20 protein-coding genes are annotated in these 21,779 nt (G+C 67.1%); 10 read left to right on the plus strand and 10 right to left on the minus strand.

Annotated elements, in window-relative coordinates:
* Positions 1-23: 23 nt before the first annotated feature.
* Positions 24-2,126: an alkyl/aryl-sulfatase gene (locus tag U0R18_RS08890; protein ID WP_526367828.1), complete on the plus strand. Its 2,103-nt coding sequence runs from the start codon at positions 24-26 to the stop codon at positions 2,124-2,126.
* A 111-nt stretch (positions 2,127-2,237) separates the two neighbouring features.
* Positions 2,238-4,763, plus strand: coding sequence for an alpha/beta hydrolase (locus U0R18_RS08895; RefSeq protein WP_526367829.1), 2,526 nt, complete (start codon positions 2,238-2,240; stop codon positions 4,761-4,763).
* A gap of 103 nt (positions 4,764-4,866) precedes the next feature.
* Here the strand turns inward: U0R18_RS08895 and U0R18_RS08900 are convergent, their stop codons facing one another.
* The 4 genes from U0R18_RS08900 to U0R18_RS08915 are packed head-to-tail and all read right to left on the minus strand — an operon-like array spanning position 4,867 to position 8,068.
* A complete protein-coding gene (locus tag U0R18_RS08900; protein WP_526367830.1) occupies positions 4,867-5,976 on the minus strand; it encodes a 3-beta-hydroxysteroid dehydrogenase in 1,110 nt (369 codons plus the stop codon).
* A gap of 49 nt (positions 5,977-6,025) precedes the next feature.
* A complete protein-coding gene (locus U0R18_RS08905; RefSeq protein WP_526367831.1) occupies positions 6,026-6,256 on the minus strand; it encodes an exodeoxyribonuclease VII small subunit in 231 nt (76 codons plus the stop codon).
* Positions 6,246-7,484: an exodeoxyribonuclease VII large subunit gene (gene xseA, locus U0R18_RS08910; protein WP_526367832.1), complete on the minus strand. Its 1,239-nt coding sequence runs from the start codon at positions 7,482-7,484 to the stop codon at positions 6,246-6,248. Before xseA ends, U0R18_RS08905 begins: the two co-directional genes overlap by 11 nt.
* On the minus strand, positions 7,481-8,068 hold the full coding sequence (locus U0R18_RS08915; RefSeq protein WP_526367833.1) for a lipid droplet-associated protein: 588 nt from the start codon (positions 8,066-8,068) through the stop codon (positions 7,481-7,483). Before U0R18_RS08915 ends, xseA begins: the two co-directional genes overlap by 4 nt.
* Before the next feature lie 66 nt (positions 8,069-8,134).
* On the opposite strand from U0R18_RS08915, the gene U0R18_RS08920 reads away from it, so the two are divergent.
* Positions 8,135-9,139 carry a 4-hydroxy-3-methylbut-2-enyl diphosphate reductase gene (locus U0R18_RS08920; protein ID WP_526367834.1) on the plus strand — a complete coding sequence of 335 codons (1,005 nt, stop codon included), beginning with the start codon at positions 8,135-8,137 and terminating at the stop codon, positions 9,137-9,139.
* Between the two features lie 15 nt (positions 9,140-9,154).
* On the opposite strand, the gene U0R18_RS08925 is transcribed toward U0R18_RS08920, so the two are convergent.
* Positions 9,155-10,186 (minus strand): DUF6542 domain-containing protein, encoded by a 1,032-nt coding sequence (locus U0R18_RS08925; RefSeq protein ID WP_526367835.1) that lies wholly within the window; start codon positions 10,184-10,186, stop codon positions 9,155-9,157.
* An 89-nt stretch (positions 10,187-10,275) separates the two neighbouring features.
* Here U0R18_RS08925 and ychF point away from each other — a divergent pair, with 89 nt between their 5' ends.
* Positions 10,276-11,349, plus strand: coding sequence for a redox-regulated ATPase YchF (gene ychF, locus U0R18_RS08930; protein WP_526367836.1), 1,074 nt, complete (start codon positions 10,276-10,278; stop codon positions 11,347-11,349).
* Positions 11,350-11,774: 425 nt separating this feature from the next.
* Here the strand turns inward: ychF and U0R18_RS08935 are convergent, their stop codons facing one another.
* The 3 genes from U0R18_RS08935 to U0R18_RS08945 form a co-directional block, all read right to left on the minus strand.
* On the minus strand, positions 11,775-12,464 hold the full coding sequence (locus tag U0R18_RS08935; RefSeq protein ID WP_526367837.1) for a guanylate cyclase: 690 nt from the start codon (positions 12,462-12,464) through the stop codon (positions 11,775-11,777).
* Between the two features lie 71 nt (positions 12,465-12,535).
* Positions 12,536-12,835 (minus strand): hypothetical protein, encoded by a 300-nt coding sequence (locus U0R18_RS08940; protein ID WP_526367838.1) that lies wholly within the window; start codon positions 12,833-12,835, stop codon positions 12,536-12,538.
* Between the two features lie 188 nt (positions 12,836-13,023).
* Positions 13,024-13,398, minus strand: coding sequence for a limonene-1,2-epoxide hydrolase family protein (locus tag U0R18_RS08945; RefSeq protein WP_526367839.1), 375 nt, complete (start codon positions 13,396-13,398; stop codon positions 13,024-13,026).
* Between the two features lie 41 nt (positions 13,399-13,439).
* On the opposite strand from U0R18_RS08945, the gene U0R18_RS08950 reads away from it, so the two are divergent.
* On the plus strand, positions 13,440-14,387 hold the full coding sequence (locus tag U0R18_RS08950) for a 2-hydroxyacid dehydrogenase (protein WP_526367840.1): 948 nt from the start codon (positions 13,440-13,442) through the stop codon (positions 14,385-14,387).
* Here the strand turns inward: U0R18_RS08950 and U0R18_RS08955 are convergent.
* Together U0R18_RS08955 and U0R18_RS08960 are read right to left on the minus strand one after the other, a co-directional pair.
* Entirely contained in the window at positions 14,377-15,228 is an 852-nt protein-coding gene (locus tag U0R18_RS08955) for an alpha/beta fold hydrolase (RefSeq protein WP_526367841.1), read from the minus strand. The genes U0R18_RS08950 and U0R18_RS08955 overlap by 11 nt on opposite strands.
* Positions 15,229-15,267: 39 nt before the next feature.
* Positions 15,268-15,819: a TetR/AcrR family transcriptional regulator gene (locus U0R18_RS08960; RefSeq protein WP_526367842.1), complete on the minus strand. Its 552-nt coding sequence runs from the start codon at positions 15,817-15,819 to the stop codon at positions 15,268-15,270.
* A 453-nt stretch (positions 15,820-16,272) separates the two neighbouring features.
* Here U0R18_RS08960 and U0R18_RS08965 point away from each other — a divergent pair, with 453 nt between their 5' ends.
* Genes U0R18_RS08965 through U0R18_RS08985 form a run of 5 tightly spaced genes read left to right on the plus strand, consistent with a single transcriptional unit; the run spans position 16,273 to position 21,778 of the window.
* Positions 16,273-16,983: an MlaE family ABC transporter permease gene (locus U0R18_RS08965; RefSeq protein ID WP_526368263.1), complete on the plus strand. Its 711-nt coding sequence runs from the start codon at positions 16,273-16,275 to the stop codon at positions 16,981-16,983.
* Positions 16,984-16,994: 11 nt separating this feature from the next.
* Positions 16,995-17,831: an MlaE family ABC transporter permease gene (locus U0R18_RS08970; RefSeq protein ID WP_526368264.1), complete on the plus strand. Its 837-nt coding sequence runs from the start codon at positions 16,995-16,997 to the stop codon at positions 17,829-17,831.
* A gap of 17 nt (positions 17,832-17,848) precedes the next feature.
* On the plus strand, positions 17,849-19,324 hold the full coding sequence (locus U0R18_RS08975; RefSeq protein WP_526367843.1) for an MCE family protein: 1,476 nt from the start codon (positions 17,849-17,851) through the stop codon (positions 19,322-19,324).
* A gap of 46 nt (positions 19,325-19,370) precedes the next feature.
* The gene (locus U0R18_RS08980; RefSeq protein ID WP_526367844.1) at positions 19,371-20,399 is read left to right on the plus strand and encodes a virulence factor Mce family protein; all 1,029 of its coding nucleotides are present in this window, start codon (positions 19,371-19,373) and stop codon (positions 20,397-20,399) included.
* Positions 20,396-21,778, plus strand: a complete 1,383-nt coding sequence (locus tag U0R18_RS08985; protein WP_526367845.1) for an MCE family protein — start codon at positions 20,396-20,398, stop codon at positions 21,776-21,778. Before U0R18_RS08980 ends, U0R18_RS08985 begins: the two co-directional genes overlap by 4 nt.
* Position 21,779 lies beyond the last annotated feature (1 nt).

Consider the following 21,779-nt stretch of genomic DNA (forward strand, 5'->3'; position numbering starts at 1 on the left):
GAACGGAAGGCTAAATTCGATTGATGGCCAACTCCGAGGAATCCCCGTCCACTGAAGCCGCTGGAACCAATACTGCCGCCGGATACTGGTCGCGCCGAATGATGTTGGGCCGTCTCGGCCTGCTCGGTGTGGGCGGCGTTGCGGCAACGAGTTTGTTGAGCGGATGCGACAACGGCAACGGTGGTGGTTCGGCGTCCAACGGCGGTGGCGATCACCAGCTGGACAACTCGGTCAAGGGGGCCACCGACGCCACCAAGGCGGCCAACAGAAAGATCGCCGACTCGCTGCCGTTCAACGAGCGCGGCGATTTCGACGACGCCAAGCGCGGCCTGATCGCCCGACCGGACACGCTCACGATCAAGAACGACAAGGGTGACGTCGTCTGGGACCTCGAGGAGTACAAGAAATACATCGGCGACGACAAGGCCGCCCCGGATACCGTCAACCCCAGCCTGTGGCGCAACGCCCAACTCTGCATGGAATACGGTCTTTTCGAGGTCGTCAAGGACAAGATCTACCAGGTCCGCGGCTACGATCTGTCCAACATCACCTTCATCAAGGGTGACACCGGCTGGCTGGTCTACGACACCCTGATCTCACCCGAGACCGCTAGGGCGGCGCTCGACCTGGTCAACGAGAAGCTGGGCCCGAGGCCGATCATCGCTGTGCTGCACAGTCATTCGCACGTCGACCATTACGGCGGCGTGCGTGGGATCATCGATCAGGCCGACGTCGATGCCGGCAAGGTGAAGGTGATCGCCCCGGCGAACTTCGTCGAGGATGCCGTCAGTGAGAACGTGATCGCCGGCAACGCGATGTCGCGGCGCGCGGTGTACATGTATGGGGCGCTCTTGCCGCGGAACCCGCAAGGTGGTGTCAACGGCGGTCTGGGTCAGACCGTTTCGACCGGTGTGCCCACATTGATCATTCCGACCGACATTGTCACGGCAACCGGGCAGAAGATGACCATCGACGGCGTGGACATGGAGTTCCAGTTCACCCCGGGCACCGAGGCGCCGACGGAGATGAACACGTTCTTCCCGCAATTCAAAGCGATGTGGATGGCGGAGAACACCACGAACACCATGCACAACCTGCTGACACTGCGGGGCGCGCAGGTGCGTGATGCCCGGATCTGGGCACAGTTCCTCAACGACACCATCAACACGTACGGGCCCAACACCGAGGTCAAGTTCCAGAGCCACCACTGGCCGATGTGGGGGCATGACAAGATCATCGACTACTGGAAGCGTCAGCGTGACATGTACAAGTACATGCACGACCAGTCGGTGCGCATGATGAACAACGGCATGATCGGGTCGGAGATCGCCGAAGAGATCCAGATGCCGCCGGAACTGAACAACTTCTGGCCCGACCGCGGGTATTACGGGACACTGAAGCACAATTCGCGCGCGGTGTACCAGCGCTACATGGGTTGGTACGACGGTAACCCGTCCGACCTCGACGACCTGCCACCGGAGCCGGCAGGAAAGAAGTACGTCGATTACATGGGTGGTGCGGACGCCATCATCGACAAGGCCAAGAAGGACTTCGACAACGGTGAATACCGTTGGGTGGCAATGGTGCTCAAGCATGTGGTGTTCGCCGATCCCAATAACACCGACGCCAAGAATCTGCTGGCCGATAGCTACGAGCAGATGGGCTATCAGGCCGAGTCCGGTCCGTGGCGATCGGTCTACCTGCAGGGCGCCCATGAGCTGCGCAACGGTGTGCCCACTGCCGGCGGCACTGATACTGCCAGCCCGGACACCATCGAGGCGATGCCGCCGGAAATGATGTTCGACTATCTGGCGGTCCGGCTCAACGGACAGAAGGCCGCCGGTCAGAACATCAAGCTGAACGTGACATTCGACGATCTGAAGAAGGACTACACCCTGACCGTCGAGAACGGTGTACTCAACTATGCACCCGGCCATGTTCCCGATCCGAGTGCGAGTCTGACGTTGTCCAAGGAGACGATGAACCAGATCCAGCTGGGCAAGCTCAAGCTCACCGACGGTATCGATCAGAAGAAGGTCACCCTCGACGGCGACCGACAGTCGGTGGACCAGTTCGTCGGCATGCTCGACACATTCCCATTCTGGTTCAACATCGTCACTCCGTAGCCGCGGGTGCTTCGCTCGGTCGTCCTGCTGTGGCTGTTGCTTCTCGTTGCCCTTTCGGGCTGCGGGAGGTCCGCCGAGCCAGCTGGCCCGGGGGAGCCCGGGGCGGGCACGGTGGTCGCCGCCGCCCCGCTGCCCGACCTGGACCCGGCGTTGCGGGATGCCGCCGCCTGGTCGAGTGGCATGACCTATCGGTCCCGCTCGGGGATCGACGATGACAACACCCACGTCACCGGTTCGGTGTTCGTGCCCAGGGGCAACGCGCCCGCCGGTGGCTTCCCCGTGGTGGCGCTGGCGCCCCGGTCCGTCGGCACCACGCCCGAATGCGCCGCGTCATTGTCGCCGGATCTGCTCGGGAATTCGGCCGCCGCACGGGCATTGCTCGACGCCGGGTACGTGGTCTTCGTCCCCGACTACCAGGGTCTGGGGCAGACGGGTGACAAGGCCGGCTATCACCCCTATCTGGACTCCACCACCGCCGGCTACGTGCTGATCGACGGTGTCCGGGCCACCAAAGCCCTTGTGCCCGTGCCGACATCGAATTCCTGGGCCGCGCTGGGCAGCGTCGAGGGCGGGCAGGCCGCGTGGGCCGCCAACGAACTGGTGGAGGACTACGGATCCGGTCTGGACCTGATCGCCACCGCCAGCCTGTCGCCGGCGGCTGATTTCGAGGGGCTGGCCGACGCGGCGGCCGCGGGCGCACTCACCGCCGAGCAGAAGCTGATGTACGTCAGGTTCCTGGCGGCGTTGAAGAACGAACACCGCTACGACCTGGAGCTCGACGACTACCGGCGCGGTGTGGCACAACAGAATTGGGACGCGCTGCTGGCCTGCCGCGGCGCCGACGCCTTGGCGCTGGCCGCGCAGATTCCGCCGCAGGACCTGCAACCTGTTGACGCGCCGGCGCTGGACAGGCTGCGGGGCTACCTCCAGAAGACCACCTTGCCGCAAGGGCCGACCTCGGCGCCGATGTACGTGATCTACGGCGGCCGCGACCCGGCGACGCCGGCGGCGTGGACCGATCGCGCGCTGACGCGGGCCTGCCAGATGGGCGACAGCATCCAGATGTCGTTTCGGCCCGACGCCGGTGGGGTCGAATCGCTCGCGGCGGTGGGCTGGATCATCGACCGGCTGAAGGGGAGCGGCGCGGCGAACGACTGCGCGGCGTACCTCGCCGCCCGGAACGAGCCGCCGACGACGACCTACGTGCCCTCGCGCGAGCGGCGGGTGCCGAGTGAAGAGTCCGGATCGTCCGCGACATCGGGTGCACCCCATCGTGGCGGGATCTCACTCACCACGGGTTGGCTGCCGATGGCCGTCCAGCTCTTGGCACTGGCGTCCGTGATCGTTTCGGTGGGACGGCGACCCCCTGACTGGATCCGCCGCTGGATTCCGGGTGCGTTGATGGTGGGCTTCGCGACCGCGGCCGCGTTGCGGTTGTTCGTCGCACACCAGGGCTGGACGGCGCGAGCGGTGTCCTGGCAGGCGGTGTTCTGGAACGTCGCGCTCGGCTTCGCCGTGGCGGCCGCGGTGTTCGGGTGGCGCGGCGTTGCGTGGTGGCGCCGCACGGTTTCGCTGCTGGCTGTCGGGTTGTGCGTCCTGTCGGGAGGCCTGGCGCTCAACGCGGCGACCGGCTACTTCCCGACGATGTCCGCGTTGTGGCGGCAGGTTACCGGCAGCCATCCCGACGACTGGGTGGACGAAGAGACGCTCGCGCAGCTGGTTCGGGACGACGTCCGGCCCGCGGAGGGTGTCGTCGTGTGGATCGACACTCCGAACGACCACTCGGGATTCGGCCACCGCCGGGAGCTGGTGTACCTGCCGCCGGCCTGGTTCGGATCCAAACCACCGCCGGAACTTCCGGCGGTGATGATGCTCGGCGGCGAGTTCAGTCAGCCGTCGGACTGGCCCGTTGCCGCGGACGCCGTGACGACGCTCGATCGGTTCGCCGCGGCCCATGGCGGCAATGCGCCGGTTGTCGTCTTCCCGGACACCACCGGCAGCCTGAGCAACGACACCGAATGTGTCAACGGTCCACGCGGCAACGCGGCGGACCATCTGATCAAAGATGTTGTGCCCTTTGTCATTTCGAAGTTCAGAGTCAGCGCCGACCCGTCGCGTTGGGGTCTGGTCGGGTGGTCCTCCGGTGGGACATGTGCGGCCATGACGGCGGTGATGCACCCGGAACTCTTCGGCGCATTCGTCGCGCTCGACGGCCAGCTCGGGCCCAATGCCGGAACCAGGCGGCAGACCATTGCCCGGTTGTTCGGCGGTGACGAGCAGGCGTGGGCGGACTTCGATCCGCGGACGGTCATCGAGCGGCACGGGTCCTATCCCGAGATGGCGGCCTGGTTGGGGGTGTCGGAGAAGATGGCGCCCGAACATTGGGCGGCGGGCAGCGCTCCGCCGTCAGCGCACGAACTCGGTGACTGGGACAACTACTCGGAGGAACACGCAGCGAATGCCCGCAGATTGTGCCTGCTGCTCAGCGGGCACAACGTGGAGTGCTCGGTGGTCGGATACGGCGGTGCGCACGACTTCGCCTCTGCCGGTATGGCTTTCGCTTCGGCGCTGCCATGGCTGGCGGGCCGGCTGGGAACCCCGGAGGTGCCTCGAATCCCGCTGCCCGGGGCGGGCTGACGACCGCCGAGCGTCCGTTTCTGTACGCCTGACCCCGGCGGGTCCCTGTACAGACGGACGTTCGCGGGGAATGCGGGGATCGCGGGGAATGGAGGTCAGCGCATCAGACCTGGGCGAGGGTGTCGGTATTGGGCAGGGCCTTGGTCTTGTGCACGTGCTCCATGGTGTGGAACAGCTCGACGTAGTACGGCAGGCATTCGTCCATCGCCTGGGCGGTGGTGAACACCGGCTCGTAGCCCAGATCGCGCTTGGCCTTGGCGGTGGAGAAGTAGTTGTCGAGGTAGAGCCGTTCCACCGCAGTCGGTTCCAGCGGCGGCTGGGGCAGTCCGAACTTGAAGTGCAGCCGCTGCCACACGGTGACGGCCTTGTGGACCAGCGCGCCGGACACCCAGAACTTCGGCCACGGCCGGCCGCACGCCTCGAGCACCGGGCGGGAGAACTCGAACATGTTGACGGGGTCCGCGTCGTTGATGAAGTACGCCTGACCGGGCGCGGTGCCGCCGGGCACCAGATGCTCGGCGGCCAGGATGAAACCGTGAATCAGGTTGTGCACGTAGGAGTTATCCAGCTTGGCATTCTTGTTGCCGATCAGCACGACGACCAGGCCGGCCAGCACGTTCTCGAACACCTTGCGGAACATGGTCTGATCGCCGCGGCCCCAGATGCCGCTGGGCCGGATGGAGCAGGTGAGCATGCCCTGCTCGCCGTTGCTGGCCAGCACGAACTTCTCGGCGGCGACCTTGGTCTCGGTGTACAGGTCGTTGAAACGCGTTGTGTAGGGCAGGGTCTCGTCGCCACCGGAAATCCGCTGGCCACCCATCACCACACTGTTGGACGCGGTGTAGACGAACCGCTGCACGCCCGCGCGCTGGCCGGCGTGCACCAGGTTCTTGGTGCCCTCCACGTTGACGGCGAAACTGCGCTTGCGGTATTCGTCGGTGACCGCCGCGCCGCCCATCAACTCGATCAGGGCCGCGGTGTGGATGATCGTGTCGATCCCGTCCACGGCCTTCTCGACATCGGCCGTATCGGTGATGTCGCCGACCACCGTCTCGAGCCCAGGATGCTCGGCATGCCGGGACGGCACCCGGTCGAAACTCCGGACCTGCAGTCCGCGGTCGAGAAGTGTCGCGACCAGGTTGGCGCCGACGAAGCCAGAACCCCCGGTGACGAGCACGCGGCCGAGTTCGGTGGTCAGTGATGCATCTCCCATGTGGCGAGGATAACTGAAACGTGTTCTATTTTCGAGTATGGGACCGGGATCAGCCGCGCTCGCGGTCGTCCCCGGCGTCCTCGGCGGCCAGCGCGTCCTCGACCCTGCGGCGTGCTCCGGCCAAGTGCTCCTCGCACCGTTTGGCCAGCTTCTCGCCCCTTTCCCAGAGTTGCAGCGACGCGTCGAGATCCAGCCCGCCCTGCTCCAGGGTCTGCACCACCTCGATGAGTTCGTCGCGGCATTCCTCATACCCGAGCTCACTAATGTCTCTAGTCATCATCCTTCCCTCCACTCACGGCAGTCACCGCGCCGTCGGCGACCCGGATCCTCAGCGCGGTCCCGGCCGGGGCGTCGGAAACCGACCGCAGCACCCGGTCACCGGTTTGTACTACCGCATAACCCCGGGCCAGCGTCGCGGCCGGGCCCAGCGTGCCCAGCCGGGCCGACAGGTGACCGACCCGCTCGGTCTCGGCGCCGATCAGCCGGGTGATATCGCGCCGCGCGGCGGCTCGGGCCCGCGTGACCTCATCGGCGCGCACCTCGAGCATCCGCAGCGGCTCGGCCAGCACCGGCCGGCTGCGCAATTGCGCGACGTGGCGTTCCTCCCGGGCGACCCAGTTGCGCAGGGCGCGTGCGCTGCGCGTCCGCAGTTCCCCAATCAGCGCCTGTTCGGCGACCGCGTCGGGCACGACCCGTTTGGCCGCATCGGTCGGGGTCGCCGCGCGCACGTCGGCCACCAGATCCGACAGTGGGTTGTCCGGTTCGTGCCCCACCGCGCTGACCACCGGCGTCGTGCACGCGGCGATGGCCCGGCACAGCGTCTCGTCGGAGAACGGCAACAAATCCTCCACGCTGCCGCCGCCGCGGGCCATGACGATCACGTCGACCTCGGGGTCGCGATCCAGGGCTGCCAGTGCCTCGACGATCTGGGCCACCGCCGTCGGCCCCTGCACCGCGGTGTTACGCACCGCGAACCGCACCGCGGGCCAGCGGGCCGCAGCCACCGACGTCACGTCGTGCTCGGCGGCGCTGGCTCGCCCGGTGATCAGCCCGACGGTCGACGGCAGGAATGGCAGGCGCCGCTTGAGGCGCGGGTCGAACAATCCCTCGGCGTGCAGCAGCTGGCGCAGCCGCTCGATACGGGCCAACAGCTCGCCCATGCCGACGGCGCGAATCTCGTTGATCCGCAACGAGAATGACCCGTTTCGGGTGTAGAACTGAGGCTTGCCGAGCATGATCACCTGGGTGCCTTCGGTCAGCGGAACCGGGGAATTGGCGACCAGGTCCCGCGGGCAGCTCACCGACAGCGACATATCGGCTGCGGGGTCGCGCAGCACCATCCAGGCGGTCGACTGACGCACCTTGATCTCGGTCAGCTGCCCTTCGACCCAGACCATCCCGAGCCGGTCGATGTACTTGGCCACCCGCGTCGCGACGGCGCGCACCGGCCACGGATTCTCCGGGGACCTACCCTGTTCGGCGCCGCTCCCGGCGTCCCCCGCCGTCACTTCGCCGACGCGCGCGTGATCCTGTTGGCCAGCAGCGTCTGGAAGGGGGCCCGGGCCTTGCCGGTCTCCTCGTAGGCCAGCAGTTCCTCGAGTTCGTTGACCGAGAGCGACTGCAGCCGTGCTCGCACCTGGGCCAGGGTCAGGCTGTCGTAGTCGATCTCCACCGCGACGTCCGGGACGTTGGCGATCACACCGCGCACGGGCTTCGGATCCTCGACCGAGGGCTCGGTGTCCGTCGAGTACAGCGCGAAGCGCCCCTCGGTCCGGCGCGGTCCCTCGGTGCCGGCAACGCCGTCGTCGCCGGCCGGGTTCGTCCCGTCGACCGCAGCCGAGTCGTCCTGGTCCTCGTCGAACGTGGCCCATTCGGGCTGCTCGTCCTTGGGCGGGAAGAAGTTCTCCAGTGTGCTGTCGCCCTTGATCACCAGGTCGGCCACATCCTGCTGCATCTTCATCACCAGCTGTGCCATCTGGCTGGCCAGCGTCATGGGATAGGTCAGGATGGTGTGCGGCAGCTTCATCGTCTCCTCGACGGCCGTCGCAGCGACACCGACCAACAGCCGAACCCCATACGGTGCGTTAGACATGGCTGTCAGAGTACTTCCGGTCTGCGAAGTGGCTCCGCACAGTCAGGGGAAAGTACCCTGGGCACCATGCCGCCAACGGTCAACATGGGAATCCCGGGTGCCTCTCGGTCAGCCGGGATCTCTGCTGCTGAGGGCAAGCGCGTCCTGCTCGCCGAGCCGCGGGGCTACTGCGCCGGAGTGGACCGGGCCGTCGAGACCGTCGAGCGGGCGCTGGAGAAACACGGCGCTCCGGTCTACGTGCGCCACGAGATCGTGCACAACCGGCACGTGGTGGACACTCTGGCCAAGGCCGGCGCGGTCTTCGTCGACGACACCGATGAGGTTCCCGAGGGCGCCATCGTGGTGTTCTCCGCGCACGGGGTCGCGCCGACGGTCCACGAGACGGCCGCCGAGCGTCGCCTGAAGGTGATCGACGCCACCTGCCCGCTGGTCACCAAGGTCCACAATGAGGCGAAGCGCTTCGCCCGCGACGACTACGACATCCTGCTGATCGGCCACGAGGGCCACGAGGAAGTGGTCGGCACGGCCGGGGAGGCGCCCGACCATGTGCAGGTAGTCGACAACCCGGACGCCGTCGACGCTGTCACCGTGCGGGATCCCGCCAAGGTGATCTGGCTGTCCCAGACCACGCTGAGCGTCGACGAGACCATGGAGACCGTCCGCCGGCTGCGCGAGAAGTTCCCGACGCTGCAGGATCCGCCCAGCGACGACATCTGCTACGCGACCCAGAACCGGCAGGTCGCCGTGAAGGCCATGGCTCCCGAATGTGAGCTCGTGATCGTGGTGGGGTCGCGGAACTCATCGAATTCCGTGCGGCTGGTGGAGGTGGCGCTCGGTGCCGGCTCGGACGCCGCCCATCTGGTCGACTACGCCGACGACATCGATCCGGCGTGGTTCGACGGGGTCACCACCGTGGGTGTGACATCCGGCGCGTCGGTGCCCGAGGTGCTCGTGCGAGGCGTGCTCGAGCGGCTGGCCGACTACGGGTACGACACCGTGCAGCCGGTCACCACCGCCAACGAGACCCTCGTGTTCGCGCTCCCGCGCGAGATTCGCCCGGCCCGCGCGTAGGCGGTTCGCCCAGCGTCAGCGCGGCCGCCGGTACCGGCGGTTCTCGTCGTCGTCGTTGTAGCCGTCACCGCCGTCGACGTCGCCGCGATAGCGCACATTCGAGTACGGCAGATGCGTGTCCGGGGGCGGCACATAGGAGTCCCGGCGCGGGGGCTCGTACGGCTGGTAGGGCTCGTACGGTTCATAGGCGTCGGCGTACCGGCTCGCCCGCCGCGGTCGCGGTGCTGCTTCCGGCGCCCGCGGCGACCAGTCTTCCTCGCGCGGCCGGGTCCGGTATTCGCGCGGTGCGCTGCGGGGATCGGCCTCGCGTGCGGGACGCCGGCGTCGTGGCGGAGGTTCGCCGCGGCGCCGCGGCGGGGCGGCCTCCTCGTCGGCGTCCGGTCGGCGGGTGCGTGGGGTCCGCGATCGGGTGGTTGCCTCGGCCGCGGGATCCCGGCGCTGCCGAGGCGTCCTGGCGCTCGCGGTGTGGTCGGCGGTGCGCGGGCGTCGTGCCGGCGCCTCCTTCGTCCCGCGGCTGAACAGCCCCGCGAATGCGGCACCGAACCCGGCGAGCAGGGCGGCCGGCTTGGCCGTCGTGCCCTCCGCCGACCTGGGAGCCGCGGCGCGCACGCGTCCGGGCGCCCCGAAGTACCAGCGGGCCATGCCGATCAGCAGGACGACCACGGTCGCCGTGAACATCAGCAGGAACCGCTCGATCAACGGGTAGCCGCAGTTGATCAGGATGTCCTTGAGTCCGGCGATCTCGTTGCGGTGGAACAGGTAGTACGCCGCCGGCACCGCGACGAACAGGATCAGCGGTGGTTGCACGACGGCGGTGAAGATCCCCGACTGCCGGACCGCGAGGACCGCGGCGACGCAACCGATGACATAGAGCACGGCGAAGATGGAGGTGAGCTCGCCGTGGCCGGAAGCCGCGTCGATCACGAAGCCGGCAAAGGTGCAGGCCACCGCGATCAGAATGGCGCCCCACCACGGCACACCGGGGATGCCCGGGTGGGCCGAGCGATCCTCGGCCGCAACCGTGGATCTCGCCCGCTGCGCTGACACACGTAGACCGTACCGGCTGCCGGTGGCAGGCGGCTGCCAGCATGGTCACCGGGGATTGCGGTGTCGCACTCTCGTAGACTCTGGACTCCGTGAGCCTGAACCTCGGAATCGTCGGTCTGCCCAACGTCGGAAAGTCGACGCTGTTCAACGCGCTGACGCGCAACGACGTGCTGGCGGCCAACTACCCGTTCGCGACCATCGAGCCGAACGAGGGCGTGGTGGCGCTGCCGGATCCACGACTGGACAAGCTGGCCGAGATCTTCGACTCGGAGAAGACGGTGCCCGCGCCGGTGACGTTCGTCGACATCGCCGGCATCGTCAAGGGCGCGTCCGAAGGAGCCGGGCTGGGCAACAAGTTCCTGGCCAACATCCGGGAGTGCGATGCCATCTGCCAGGTGGTCCGGGTGTTCGCCGACGACGATGTGGTGCACGTCGATGGCCGGGTGGATCCCAAGAGTGACATCGAGGTGATCGAGACCGAGTTGATCCTGGCCGACATGCAGACCCTGGAGAAGGCGCTGCCGCGGCTGGAGAAGGAGGCCCGGAACAACAAGGAGCGCAAGCCCGTCCATGAGTTGGCCGTGGCGGCCGCCGCGGTGCTGGACAGTGGCACCACCCTGTTCGGTTCGGGTCAGGATTATGGCCTGCTGCGGGAGCTGAACCTGTTGACCACCAAGCCTTTTCTGTATGTGTTCAACGCCGACGAGTCGATCCTGACCGATGCCGATCGGGTGGCCGAGCTGCGCGCGCTGGTGGCCCCGGCCGACGCGGTGTTCCTGGACGCCAAGATCGAGGCCGAGCTGCAGGAGCTCGACGACGAGTCCGCAGCCGAACTGCTCGAGTCGATCGGCCAGAGCGAGCGTGGTCTGGATGCGTTGGCGCGCGCCGGTTTTCACACCCTGAAGCTGCAGACCTATCTGACGGCGGGCCCGAAGGAGTCCCGCGCCTGGACGATCCACCAGGGTGACACCGCGCCGAAGGCGGCCGGGGTCATCCACACCGACTTCGAAAAGGGCTTCATCAAGGCCGAGATCGTGTCCTTCGACGACCTGGTCGAGGCCGGGTCGATGGCCGCCGCCAAGGCCGCCGGCAAGGTGCGCATGGAGGGCAAGGACTACGTGATGGCCGACGGTGACGTGGTGGAATTCCGGTTCAACGTCTGATCGACCGGGGCGCCGCTCGTTGATTCACGAGCGAGTCCAGCGGAGTTATGGTGACTCCATGCCGGTGAAGAGGGTGCCGACGCTCGAGCTGGACCCGATCGGCGCGCCGCCGAGATGGACGAGCGTGAACGCACCCTTGCACGACGTGAGTTCGAGCAGTCACGGCGTGAACGGGTGGCGTCCGAGCGAGACCGGGTCGCCGATGAACGGGACCGGATCGCCGACAACCGGGAGTGCGCGGCCGATGAGCGCGAGCGCGAGCGACTGCAGCGCCCCGATGAGGGAAAGAGTCGCCTCGAGGCATCCGGAAGACGAGACGACGCCGAGATCAGACGTGCAGTGGCAGAGACTCGCCGGTCGCTCGGTGAAACGCCGTCCGAGTAACGCTGACAAGCTGCGACGTCGACGGAATATGGCGGCACGTGCTAGACGATGATCGAAATCTCTTGTCCCAGCTCGTATCCGGCCTTCAGCGGTAGATCGTCGCCGCTCCAGAACGAACCGGGGTCGAAGAAGTTCTCCCGCTTCTCGGTGACCAGCAGCCCCATCTCCTCGTAGGTGATGGCGACGGTCTCGGCGCAGTAGGCGGTTTCCAGCCCGGTCGAGCGGCGTTCCTGCTTGTCCCGCTCGGCGGAGTTGCGAACAACCTTGTGCAGCAAGGGAACTCCGCGGGTCCAGTCGCTGACGGTCGGCAGCCGGCCGCGCAGCCATCGGCCGGTGAGCCGGGCCGTGGACGGGAACGGCGTGCCGTTCATCCGGGCGACGACGCGCAGCGCGCGGTCCTCCTGGTCCTGACTGGCGTACGGATTGAGTTGACGCAGCCAGCAGCGCTGGTGGTAGGTGCCGGTCCATTGCTCGACGGCGGCCCGCAGATCGTTGAGCTGAACCCCGCGGTGATGGGTACCCGTCCACATGTCCTGCAGCTTGTCGCCCAGTTCGGCATGCCAGATCAGCGGGGGCAGGTCCTCGATCGCCACGGTCATCCCCACGTGGTTGACGGGGCTGTTGGTCAGGGTCTGGATCGCGCGGTCGGGACGCGAGCCGCCCCGGAACAGCCAGATATCACCGGTGCGGGTGGCTTCCAGCGCCTGCTCGAGAGGCGCGCTCGCGGTCACCCCCGCAGCTTAAGTGGCCCGCGTGGAGATGTGCGGCATGGGGCGACAGGTGTCGCCGATTCGACGCCGCGTCACGGTGGTGAATCCTCTTGGTGCTCTTCTGGTTTTGGTGGTTCGTCGGGTCTGGGCGGGTCGAGATAGCGCTCTGGGTGGTGGTAGTTGTTGGTGCGGGTGGGGATGGGGATGCCTGGTGGGGGTTGCCATTCGGTGTGGCCGTAGGGGTTCTTGCGGGTGGTCCAGCCGTGGTTGGTGACCAGCGCGTGGTGGTTGGGGCAGGCGAAGGTGAGGTCGTCGATGTTGGTCTGGCCGTCGTTGATCCAGTCGAGGACGGCGTGTGGACCTGGCAGTGGTAGCCGGGCATGGTTGTGCACAACCGCAACAGGGCAGACTGGGGGAATGGGCAGCGTCTGGAAATGGATCGGTCTGGCGGGGGCAGTCGGTGTAGCGGCGGGCGGTGTTCTCATCGCGCGGGACCAACGCCGGCGCGACTCCTACACACCCGACGACATCCGGGCCCGCCTGCACCAGCGGGCGGCGGGTTCGGATACCGGAGAACGACCTAGCTGAACGCGGCGGTCACCGTCGCCATGTCGAAATAGTCCCGCCAGGCCGCGATCTTGCCGTCGCGGATCTCGAACACACCGGTGACCGGCAGTTCCACCCGGTTGCCGTTCTTCAGCCGCATGATGTCGGTGCGCTCGTTGAACACCAGGTCCCCGTCGGCCACCTGGCGGTGCACGACGAAGTCGATGCCGTCGCACATCGCGGTGAATCCGGCGATGAACTCCCGGATCGCCGCCCGGCCCTGCGACGGCGGCATCGGCATGTTGTGGTAGATCCCGTCCTCGGTGAAGTACTCCGCCAGCTGAGCCGGGTCGGGATCGGCCCACCGGGCGCAGAATTCGGTCACCAGTTGATCGGCAGAATGGGCCATGCCCTGTTGTATACCGCGCGCTGCCCGGCACAGTGGAGAACATGCGGATACTTCTCGTCGGTCGATTCGAGCCGGTCCTGGTCGAGGCGCTCGACGGCCATGACGATCTCATCGAGCTGCCCGAGGGTCCGCAGCGCGATCGTGTCCTGGCAGAACACGGCGAGTCGGTCGGCGCCATCGTCCGATCGGGCAAGGGCCGCGTCGACAAGGCCCTGCTGGATGCGCTGCCCCACCTCGAGGTGATCGTGAACAACAGCGCCGGCGTCGACGCGGTCGATCTGGGGGAGGCGCAGCGGCGGGGGATCGGCGTCTCCAACACTCCCGACGTGCTGACCGACAGCACCGCCGACACCGCGCTCGGGCTGATCCTGATGGCGCTGCGCCGATTCGGTGCCGCCGAGCGTTACCTGCGGGCCGGGCGCTGGGCGGCCGACGGCGACTTCCCCTACGGCCGCGACGTCAGCGGACTTCAGGTCGGGATCCTGGGGCTGGGCCGGATCGGTTCGGCGATCGCCGCCCGATTGAGCGGATTCGATTGCGCCATCGCGTATCACAACCGCCATGAGGTCGCCGGCTCGCCGTACCGGTACGCGGCCTCGGCGCGGGAACTGGCCGAATCGGTCGATCTGCTGGTCGTGGCGACCGCCGGCGGCCGGGGCACCGACGGCCTGGTCGACCGCGAGGTACTGAAAGCGCTTGGCCCGCAAGGGTATTTGATCAACATCGCCCGGGGCAGTGTGGTCGACCAGGCCGCCCTGATCGAGTTGCTCGCCGGCGGCGGCCTTGCCGGTGCCGGGCTCGACGTCTACGCCAACGAGCCGCAGGTGCCCGCCGAACTGCTGGCGCTGGACAACGTGGTGCTGCTCCCGCACGTCGGAAGCGCCACTGAACGCACCCGGGCGGCGATGGCGCGGCTGGCGGTGCGCAACCTCGACAGCTTTCTCACGACGGGCCGGCTGCTGACACCGGTATCCGCACCTAACGAGTGACGAACTCGACGACGACCTCGCTGAACGCGTCGTTGTCGTCGCCGGCGGCGGTATGCCCCGCCTCCGAGAGTTCCACGAATTCGGCGGCCGGAACCTTCGCCAGGAAGTCGTTGACGCCCTCCGTGCTCACCACATCGGACAGCTTTCCGCGGATCAGCAGGATGGGGATCTGCAGCCGCATCGCGGCGTCCTCCATCTTCTCGGCCCGTTCGAACGGATCGTCGCGCGGCTTGGTCAGGAATGCCGGATCCCAGTGCCAGTGCCAGCGCCCGTCACGGAAGCGCAGGTTCTTCTTCAGCCCCTCGGGGCTGCGGGGCTTGGCGCGGTGCGGTAGATATTCGGCCACGGCGGCCGCCGCCTCCTCCAGCGAGTCGAAACCGTGTACGTGGCTGAACATGAAGTCGCGGATGCGCGCCGAACCCGATTTCTCGAAGCGGGGCACCACGTCGACGAGCACGAGCTTGGTCACCTTCTCCGGACCGGCCTCGTCGGCGACCATGATGCCGGTCAGCCCGCCCATCGAGGCCCCGATGAGCACCACCGGCGTGCCGATCTGGTCGATGACGTGGAGCACGTCGCCGGTCAGTGACTCCAGCGCGTAGTCGGCCTCGGGCGCCCGGTCGCTGTCGCCGTGTCCGCGGGTGTCCACCGCGACGACGCGAAACCCCCGGTCCGCCAGGATCTGGCCGGTGTTCTTCCACGAGTGCCGGTTCTGGCCGCCGCCGTGCAGCATCAGGATGGTCGGACGGGCCGTCGATTCGGCACTCCCGTCGTTCCATTCGTCGCCCGCCAGGGTGATGCCGTCGACTCCGCTGTACTGGACCGGCCGTGGTGTGCTCACGGGCTGACGTTACCCAACCGGTGGGTTCGGCGAGCGGACTCAACGGGTGAGTCGGTTGATCAAGGCGATGGCGGCGTCGATCACGAGCTCGGCGTCCGCATCCGTCTCGCACGTCATGAGCATCACCGCGGAGTCAGTGAGCAGGGTGATCGCCGCCCGGCCCAGCAGTCGGCCCGAGGGCGACACATCGATGTCGAGTTCCGACAGCCAATCCCGGAACCACGACCGGATGCCGTCCCGGTAGACGCGCTCGAATCCCGGCGGCACATCGTCCGAACTGAGGACGACGGCGGTGTCGCGGTAGTCCCACACCGTCTGCAGGTAGGACCGGGCCTGTGCGTCGAAAGACTGCTCGGCGTCGGCGATATGGGCCTCGATGACCGCGGCCATGTGGTCGTGGATGGCCAGGAACAGCTCGTTCTTGCCGCCGAAGTGGTGGTAGATGCTGCCGATACTGGCCCCGGAAGCGGTGACGACCTCGCCGATCGTGGCGGCGCTGTAGCCGCGTTCACGAAAAACGGCGGTCGCGGCGCTCAGTATGCGCTGTTGGGTCGCATCCGTCTTCGACCAGCGCCGCCGGGGCTGCGGCATCAGCCGACAGCCCCCGCCGCATCCCCCGTGATCATTCCCAGACCCTAGCCGAATCGGGCCGCAGAAGCCCGTTGACCTGCCCCGTTCCACCGGATGCATTTGCCAAGGTTGCGACTCGCCGACGGAACTGTGCGAAGCCGTACCCGGGTGGCCCGGATGTGCGAAGATCACGGCACTGTGGGAGCCGTTACACGCATCCGCGGTACCTGTAACGAGGTTTGCGGACGTGTTGCTCGGCCGGAAAATGGTGGTGTACGTTCTCCGCAGTCTCGTGGCAGGGGTCACACTTGTCACTTTGGGAACGGGCTCGGGGTAACGGAGGTAAGCAGCGGATGACGTCGTCGGGAACGGCACCGCGGGCCCGTCAGCTCGACTCCGGGCACGGTGGGGTGTGGCGTGGCAGCTGCTGATTCGCTCGCGAAACCCATCCGCTCGATCGGCGGCTTCTTCGCGATGGCGCTGGACACCTTCGTCGCGATGTTCCGGCCGCCGTTCGCCTGGCGGGAGTTCATCCTGCAGTCGTGGTTCGTCGCGCGGGTGTCCATCGTGCCCACCCTGATGCTGGCCATCCCGTTCACCGTCCTGCTGGTCTTCACGTTCAACGTGCTGCTCGTCGAGTTCGGCGCCGCCGACTTCTCCGGAACCGGCGCGGCCATCGGGACGGTGACACAGATCGGCCCGATCGTGACGGTCCTCGTCGTCGCCGGTGCCGGCGCCACGGCGATGTGTGCCGACCTGGGCGCCCGCACCATCCGCGACGAGCTCGACGCCCTGCGCGTCATGGGCATCAATCCCATTCAGTCCCTGGTGGTTCCGCGCGTTCTCGCGGCAACGCTGGTGGCCCTGATGCTCTCCGCCTCGGTGGTCGTGGTGGGCATTGCCGGCGGCTTCTTCTTCTCGGTCTACTTCCAGCACGTGACCCCGGGCGCATTCGTGGCCGGGCTGACGCTGATCACCGGCCCCGCTGACGTGGTCGTCGCGCTGGTCAAGGCCATGCTGTTCGGCCTGTCGGCCGGCCTGATCGCTTGCTACAAGGGCATTTCCGTCGGCGGTGGCCCCGCCGGCGTCGGGAACGCGGTCAACGAGACCGTCGTGTTCACGTTCATCGCGCTGTTCGTGATCAACGTGCTCGCGACGGCGGTCGGCGTGCAGGCCACCGCATGACCGCGCGTTCGATGACCGGCCACCTGCGGTTGCGGCGTTTCATCGACGATTCGGTGGACGGCTGGAACCGGATCGGCCGGCAGACGAAGTTCTACGGCCGCACGCTGCGCGGCATCTGGGACGCGCTGGTCTTCTACCCGGGCGAGGTCATCCGGCTGATCGCCCAGATGGGCCTCGGCGCCGGTGCGTTGGCCGTCATCGGCGGCACCATCGCCATCGTCGGCTTCCTGACGTTGTCCACCGGTGCGCTGGTGGCCGTCCAGGGCTACAACCAGTTCTCCACGGTCGGCGTCGAGGCGCTGACCGGTTTCGCCTCGGCCTTCTTCAACGTGCGGTTGATCGCGCCGCTGACCGCCGGCGTGGGCATGGCCGCCACCATCGGCGCGGGCGCCACCGCCCAGCTCGGCGCCATGCGGATCAACGAGGAGATCGACGCGCTCGAGGTCATCGGCATCCGCGCCATCGCCTACCTGGCGTCGTCGCGCGTCGTGGCCGGCATCATCGTGGTGGTGCCGCTGTACTGTGTGGCCGTGCTGATGTCGTTCCTGGCAGCCCGGTTCGGCACCACCTACATCTACGGCCAGTCCACCGGCGTCTACGACCACTACTTCCGGACGTTCCTGAACCCGACCGACCTGCTCTGGTCGTTCCTGCAGGCCGTCGCGATGGCGTTCGTGATCATGCTCGTGCACACGTTCTACGGGTTCACCGCACACGGTGGGCCGGCCGGCGTGGGTGAGGCGGTCGGCCGTGCGGTGCGCACGTCGCTGATCGTCGCCGCGCTGGTGACGGTGATGATCTCACTGGCCGTTTACGGTCAGTCCGGCAACTTCAACCTGTCCGGATAAGGGGGTGCGGGACCGTAATGGATGAAGATGACGGCACCGGCCTGCATCCGGCGTGGTGGACGGCGATCCTGATCGCCTTCCTGGCGTTCGCGGTGTGGCTGACCGGGGCCCTGTTCACGGGCTCCCTGACGAAGTACGTGGACGTCACGGTCACCTCGGACCGCTCCGGTCTGGTGATGGAGAACGGCGCCAAGGTGAAGATCCGCGGCGTGCAGGTGGGCCGCGTCAGCGGCATCCAGGGCGGCCGGGAGCCGGTGAGCCTGAGGCTGCAGATCGACAGTGACAAGGTGCAGTTCATCCCGGCGAACGTGGGGGCGCAGATCCGCGCGACCACGGTGTTCGGCGCCAAGTTCGTCGACCTGACCTATCCGGATGCGCCTGTCTCGCAACGGCTTCACGACGGACAGGTACTGAAGTCCAGCAATGTCAGCGTCGAGGTCAACACCGTCTTCCAGAATGTTGTCGGCCTGCTCGACCAGGTCGATCCGTCGAAACTGAACGCGGTGCTGACCGCCATCGCCGATGGTGTGCGCGGCCAGGGTGAGCGGATCGGCCAGGCCACCACCGACGCGAATCAGGTTCTGGCAGCGCTCAATCAGCGCAGTGACACCATCCGCGCGGACTGGCAGTCCCTGAAGGGCTTCAGCGACGCCTACAGCGGCGCGGCCACCAACATCGTCAATACCCTCAACGCGCTCAGCACCACCAGCGTGACCATCACCAACAACGCCAAACCGCTGGATGCGTTGCTGCTCAACGTGATCGGCCTCTCCAACAGTGGTATCGCACTGCTCGCGCCGAACCAGGCGAACCTGATCAAGGCCGTCAACGTGCTGGAGCCGACCACCAACCTGCTCTACAAGTACAGCCCCGAGTACACCTGCATGCTGGTCGGCGCGAAGTGGCTGCTGGACAACGGCGCCTACGAGGCCACCGGCGGCAACGGTAAGTCGTTCATCGTCGACGGCGGTGTGCTGGCCGGCGACGATCAGTACCGCTACCCGGACAACCTGCCCATCACGGGCGCCAAGGGCGGCCCGGGCGGAAAGCCGGGCTGCGGTTCGCTGCCCATCGTCGACGACAACTGGCCGGTCCGGCAGTTGATCACCAACACCGGCTGGGGTACCGGCCTGGACATCCGTCCCAACCCGGGTCTGGCGTCGCCGTTCTACATGGACTTCCTGCCCCAGACTCGCGGGAACCCCAAGCCGCCCAGCATCCGGAACCTCATCGAGGGACCGGCACCCGGGCCGAACGCGGGCAACCCGCCCGCGGTGGTACCGATGCCCGGCGACTACCCGTGGAACGCGCAGATGTACAACCCGGATGGCACACCACGGTGGAACAACCTGCCGCCGGCGCCGCCGCCGGGAGCGCCCAAGGATCCCGGTCCACGGCCTGGTTCGGAACCCTTCGTGGTGCCGTTCCCCGGTCAGCCGGCCTGGACACGGTTCCCCAAGCCGCCACCCGTCCCGGCGGCACCGTCGCCGTAACCACCTGACCGCACAACAGCTTTCGACACCTGAGAGGTAACCGGCAGTGAAAGACAACCTGGGAGGCGCCACCTGGCGCTTGGCCATCTTCTTGATGGTCTGCCTGCTGGGTGTCTTCGCGCTGTTCGCGGTCTTCGGTCAGCTGCGGTTCGAGAAGGCGCGCGACTACCACGCCCACTTCGCCAATGTTTCGGGCCTCGAGGCCAACGACTTCGTCCGGATCGCCGGCGTCGAGGTGGGCAAGGTCAAGAAGATCGGCGTCAACGACGACGGCACCCTGACGGTGGACTTCACCGCCGACGACTCGGTGGTGCTCACCGAGGGCAGCCGCGCGGTCATCCGGTACGACGACCTGATCGGCGGCCGGTACCTGGCCCTGGTGGAAGGCGCCGGTGGCACCAAGCGGCTCAACCCCGGCAGCACCATCCCGCTGGCCCAGACCGAACCCGCTCTGGACCTCGACGCCCTCATCGGTGGTTTCCGGCCGTTGTTCCGCGCCCTGGACCCCGATCAGATCAACAAGCTCTCGGGGCAGCTGATCAGCGCACTGCAGGGCCAGGGCGCCACCATCTCGTCGTTCCTGTCGCAGACGGCATCGCTGACCAACACGCTCGCGGATCGCGATCAGTTGATCGGAGAGGTGATCACCAACCTCAACACCGTGCTGGGTTCGCTGTCCGGGCAGAGCGAGCAGTTCGGCAAGGGCGTCGACGCGCTGTCGGATCTGGTGACCGGGCTGGCCGATCGCCGCACCGACATCACCAACGGGCTGGCCTACACCAACGCGGCCGCGGGCAGCATCGCCGATCTGCTGGACCAGTCCCGTGCGCCGCTGCACGAGACCATCAAGCAGACCGACCGTGCGGCCGGCATCGTCGTCGCCGACCACGACTACTTCGACAATCTGATCAACACCTTGCCGGAGGCCTATCAAGTGCTCAATCGCCAGGGCCTCTACGGCGACTTCTTCAGCTTCTATCTCTGCGACATCGTCCTCAAGCTCAACGGCAAGGGCGGACAACCGGTCTATGTGAAGGTCGTGGGCCAGGACACGGGGAGGTGCACACCGCGATGAAATCCTTCGGTGAGCGCAACCTGTTCGTCATCGGCCTGGTCGGAATCCTGGCACTGACCGGATTCGTCATCACGGCGGTGAACTACCAGAAGCTGCCGTTCTTCTCGCCCGGCAAGAGCTATTCGGCGTACTTCGCCGAGGCGGGCGGGCTGGCCGGCAACGCCGAGGTCCAGGTGTCCGGCCTCAAGGCGGGCCAGGTCACCGGCATCGAGCTCGACGGTCAGCACGTGCTGGTCAAGTTCAAGGTCAACAAGAACATCCGGCTGGGCGACCGGACCGAGGCGTCGATCAAGACCAAGAGCCTGCTGGGCACCAAATACCTCGAGGTCACCCCGCGTGGCGACGGACGGTTGTCCCAGACCATCCCGCAGGACCGCACCACCTCGCCGTACCAGCTGCCCGACGCGCTCGGCGATCTGGCCACCACCATCAGCGGCCTGAACACCGACCAGCTCTCGGATTCGCTGCGCGTGATCAGCGAAACGTTCTCCCAGACACCGCCGTCGCTGAAGGTCGCGGTCGAGGGCGTGGCCCGGTTCTCCGACACGCTGAACCAGAAGGATGCGCAGCTGCGTGACCTGCTGGCCAACGCGAACAAGGCGACCGGCGTGCTGTCGGACCGCAGCAACCAGATCGTCAAGCTGGTCAACAACACCAACTCGCTGATGGCCGAACTGCAGACACAGAGCGCGGCCCTCGACGAGATCTCCGGCAATATCTCGATGCTCAGCAAGAGCCTGCAGGGTTTCATCGCGGAGAACCGCGAAACCATGAAGCCCGCGCTGGACAAGCTCAACGGTGTGCTGACCATCATCGACAACCGCAAGGACCGGGTGCAGAAGTCGATCAAGCTGCTGGGCACCTACGTGATGGCACTGGGTGAGTCGGTGGGTGCCGGACCGTTCTTCAAGTCCTACATCGCGAACCTGCTGCCCGGCCAGTTCGTGCAGCCGTTCATCGACGCCGCTTTCTCCGATCTCGGCCTCGATCCCAATGTGCTCAAGCCGTCCGAACTCACCGACCCGCAGATCGGCCAGCCCGGCACGCCGGCGCTGCCGGTTCCGTTCCCGCGCACGGGCCAGGGCGGCGAGCCGCACCTGAACCTGCCCGACGCCATCACCGGAACGCCGGAGGGTCAGCAGTGCGGACTGCTCGCGCTGTCGGGACCCGGGTGTTACCCGTACCGTGAGCCGCTGCCGGCACCCCCGCCCGGCGGGGCACCGCCCGGACCTCCCGCAGACGCACCGCCGGGGGTGGCCACCACGCCAGTCCCATCGGTGGTCCCGCAGGTCCAGCCGGCGCCCGGCCAGGTACCCGAGGTGACCCAGACGCTGGGCCCGCCACCCGGCCCCGTCGATAGCGCCGGGGGTGGCCAATGAA

The sequence above is a fragment of the Mycobacterium sp. genome (assembly GCF_046330795.1).
In the GTDB taxonomy this organism is placed as follows: Bacteria; Actinomycetota; Actinomycetes; order Mycobacteriales; family Mycobacteriaceae; genus Mycobacterium.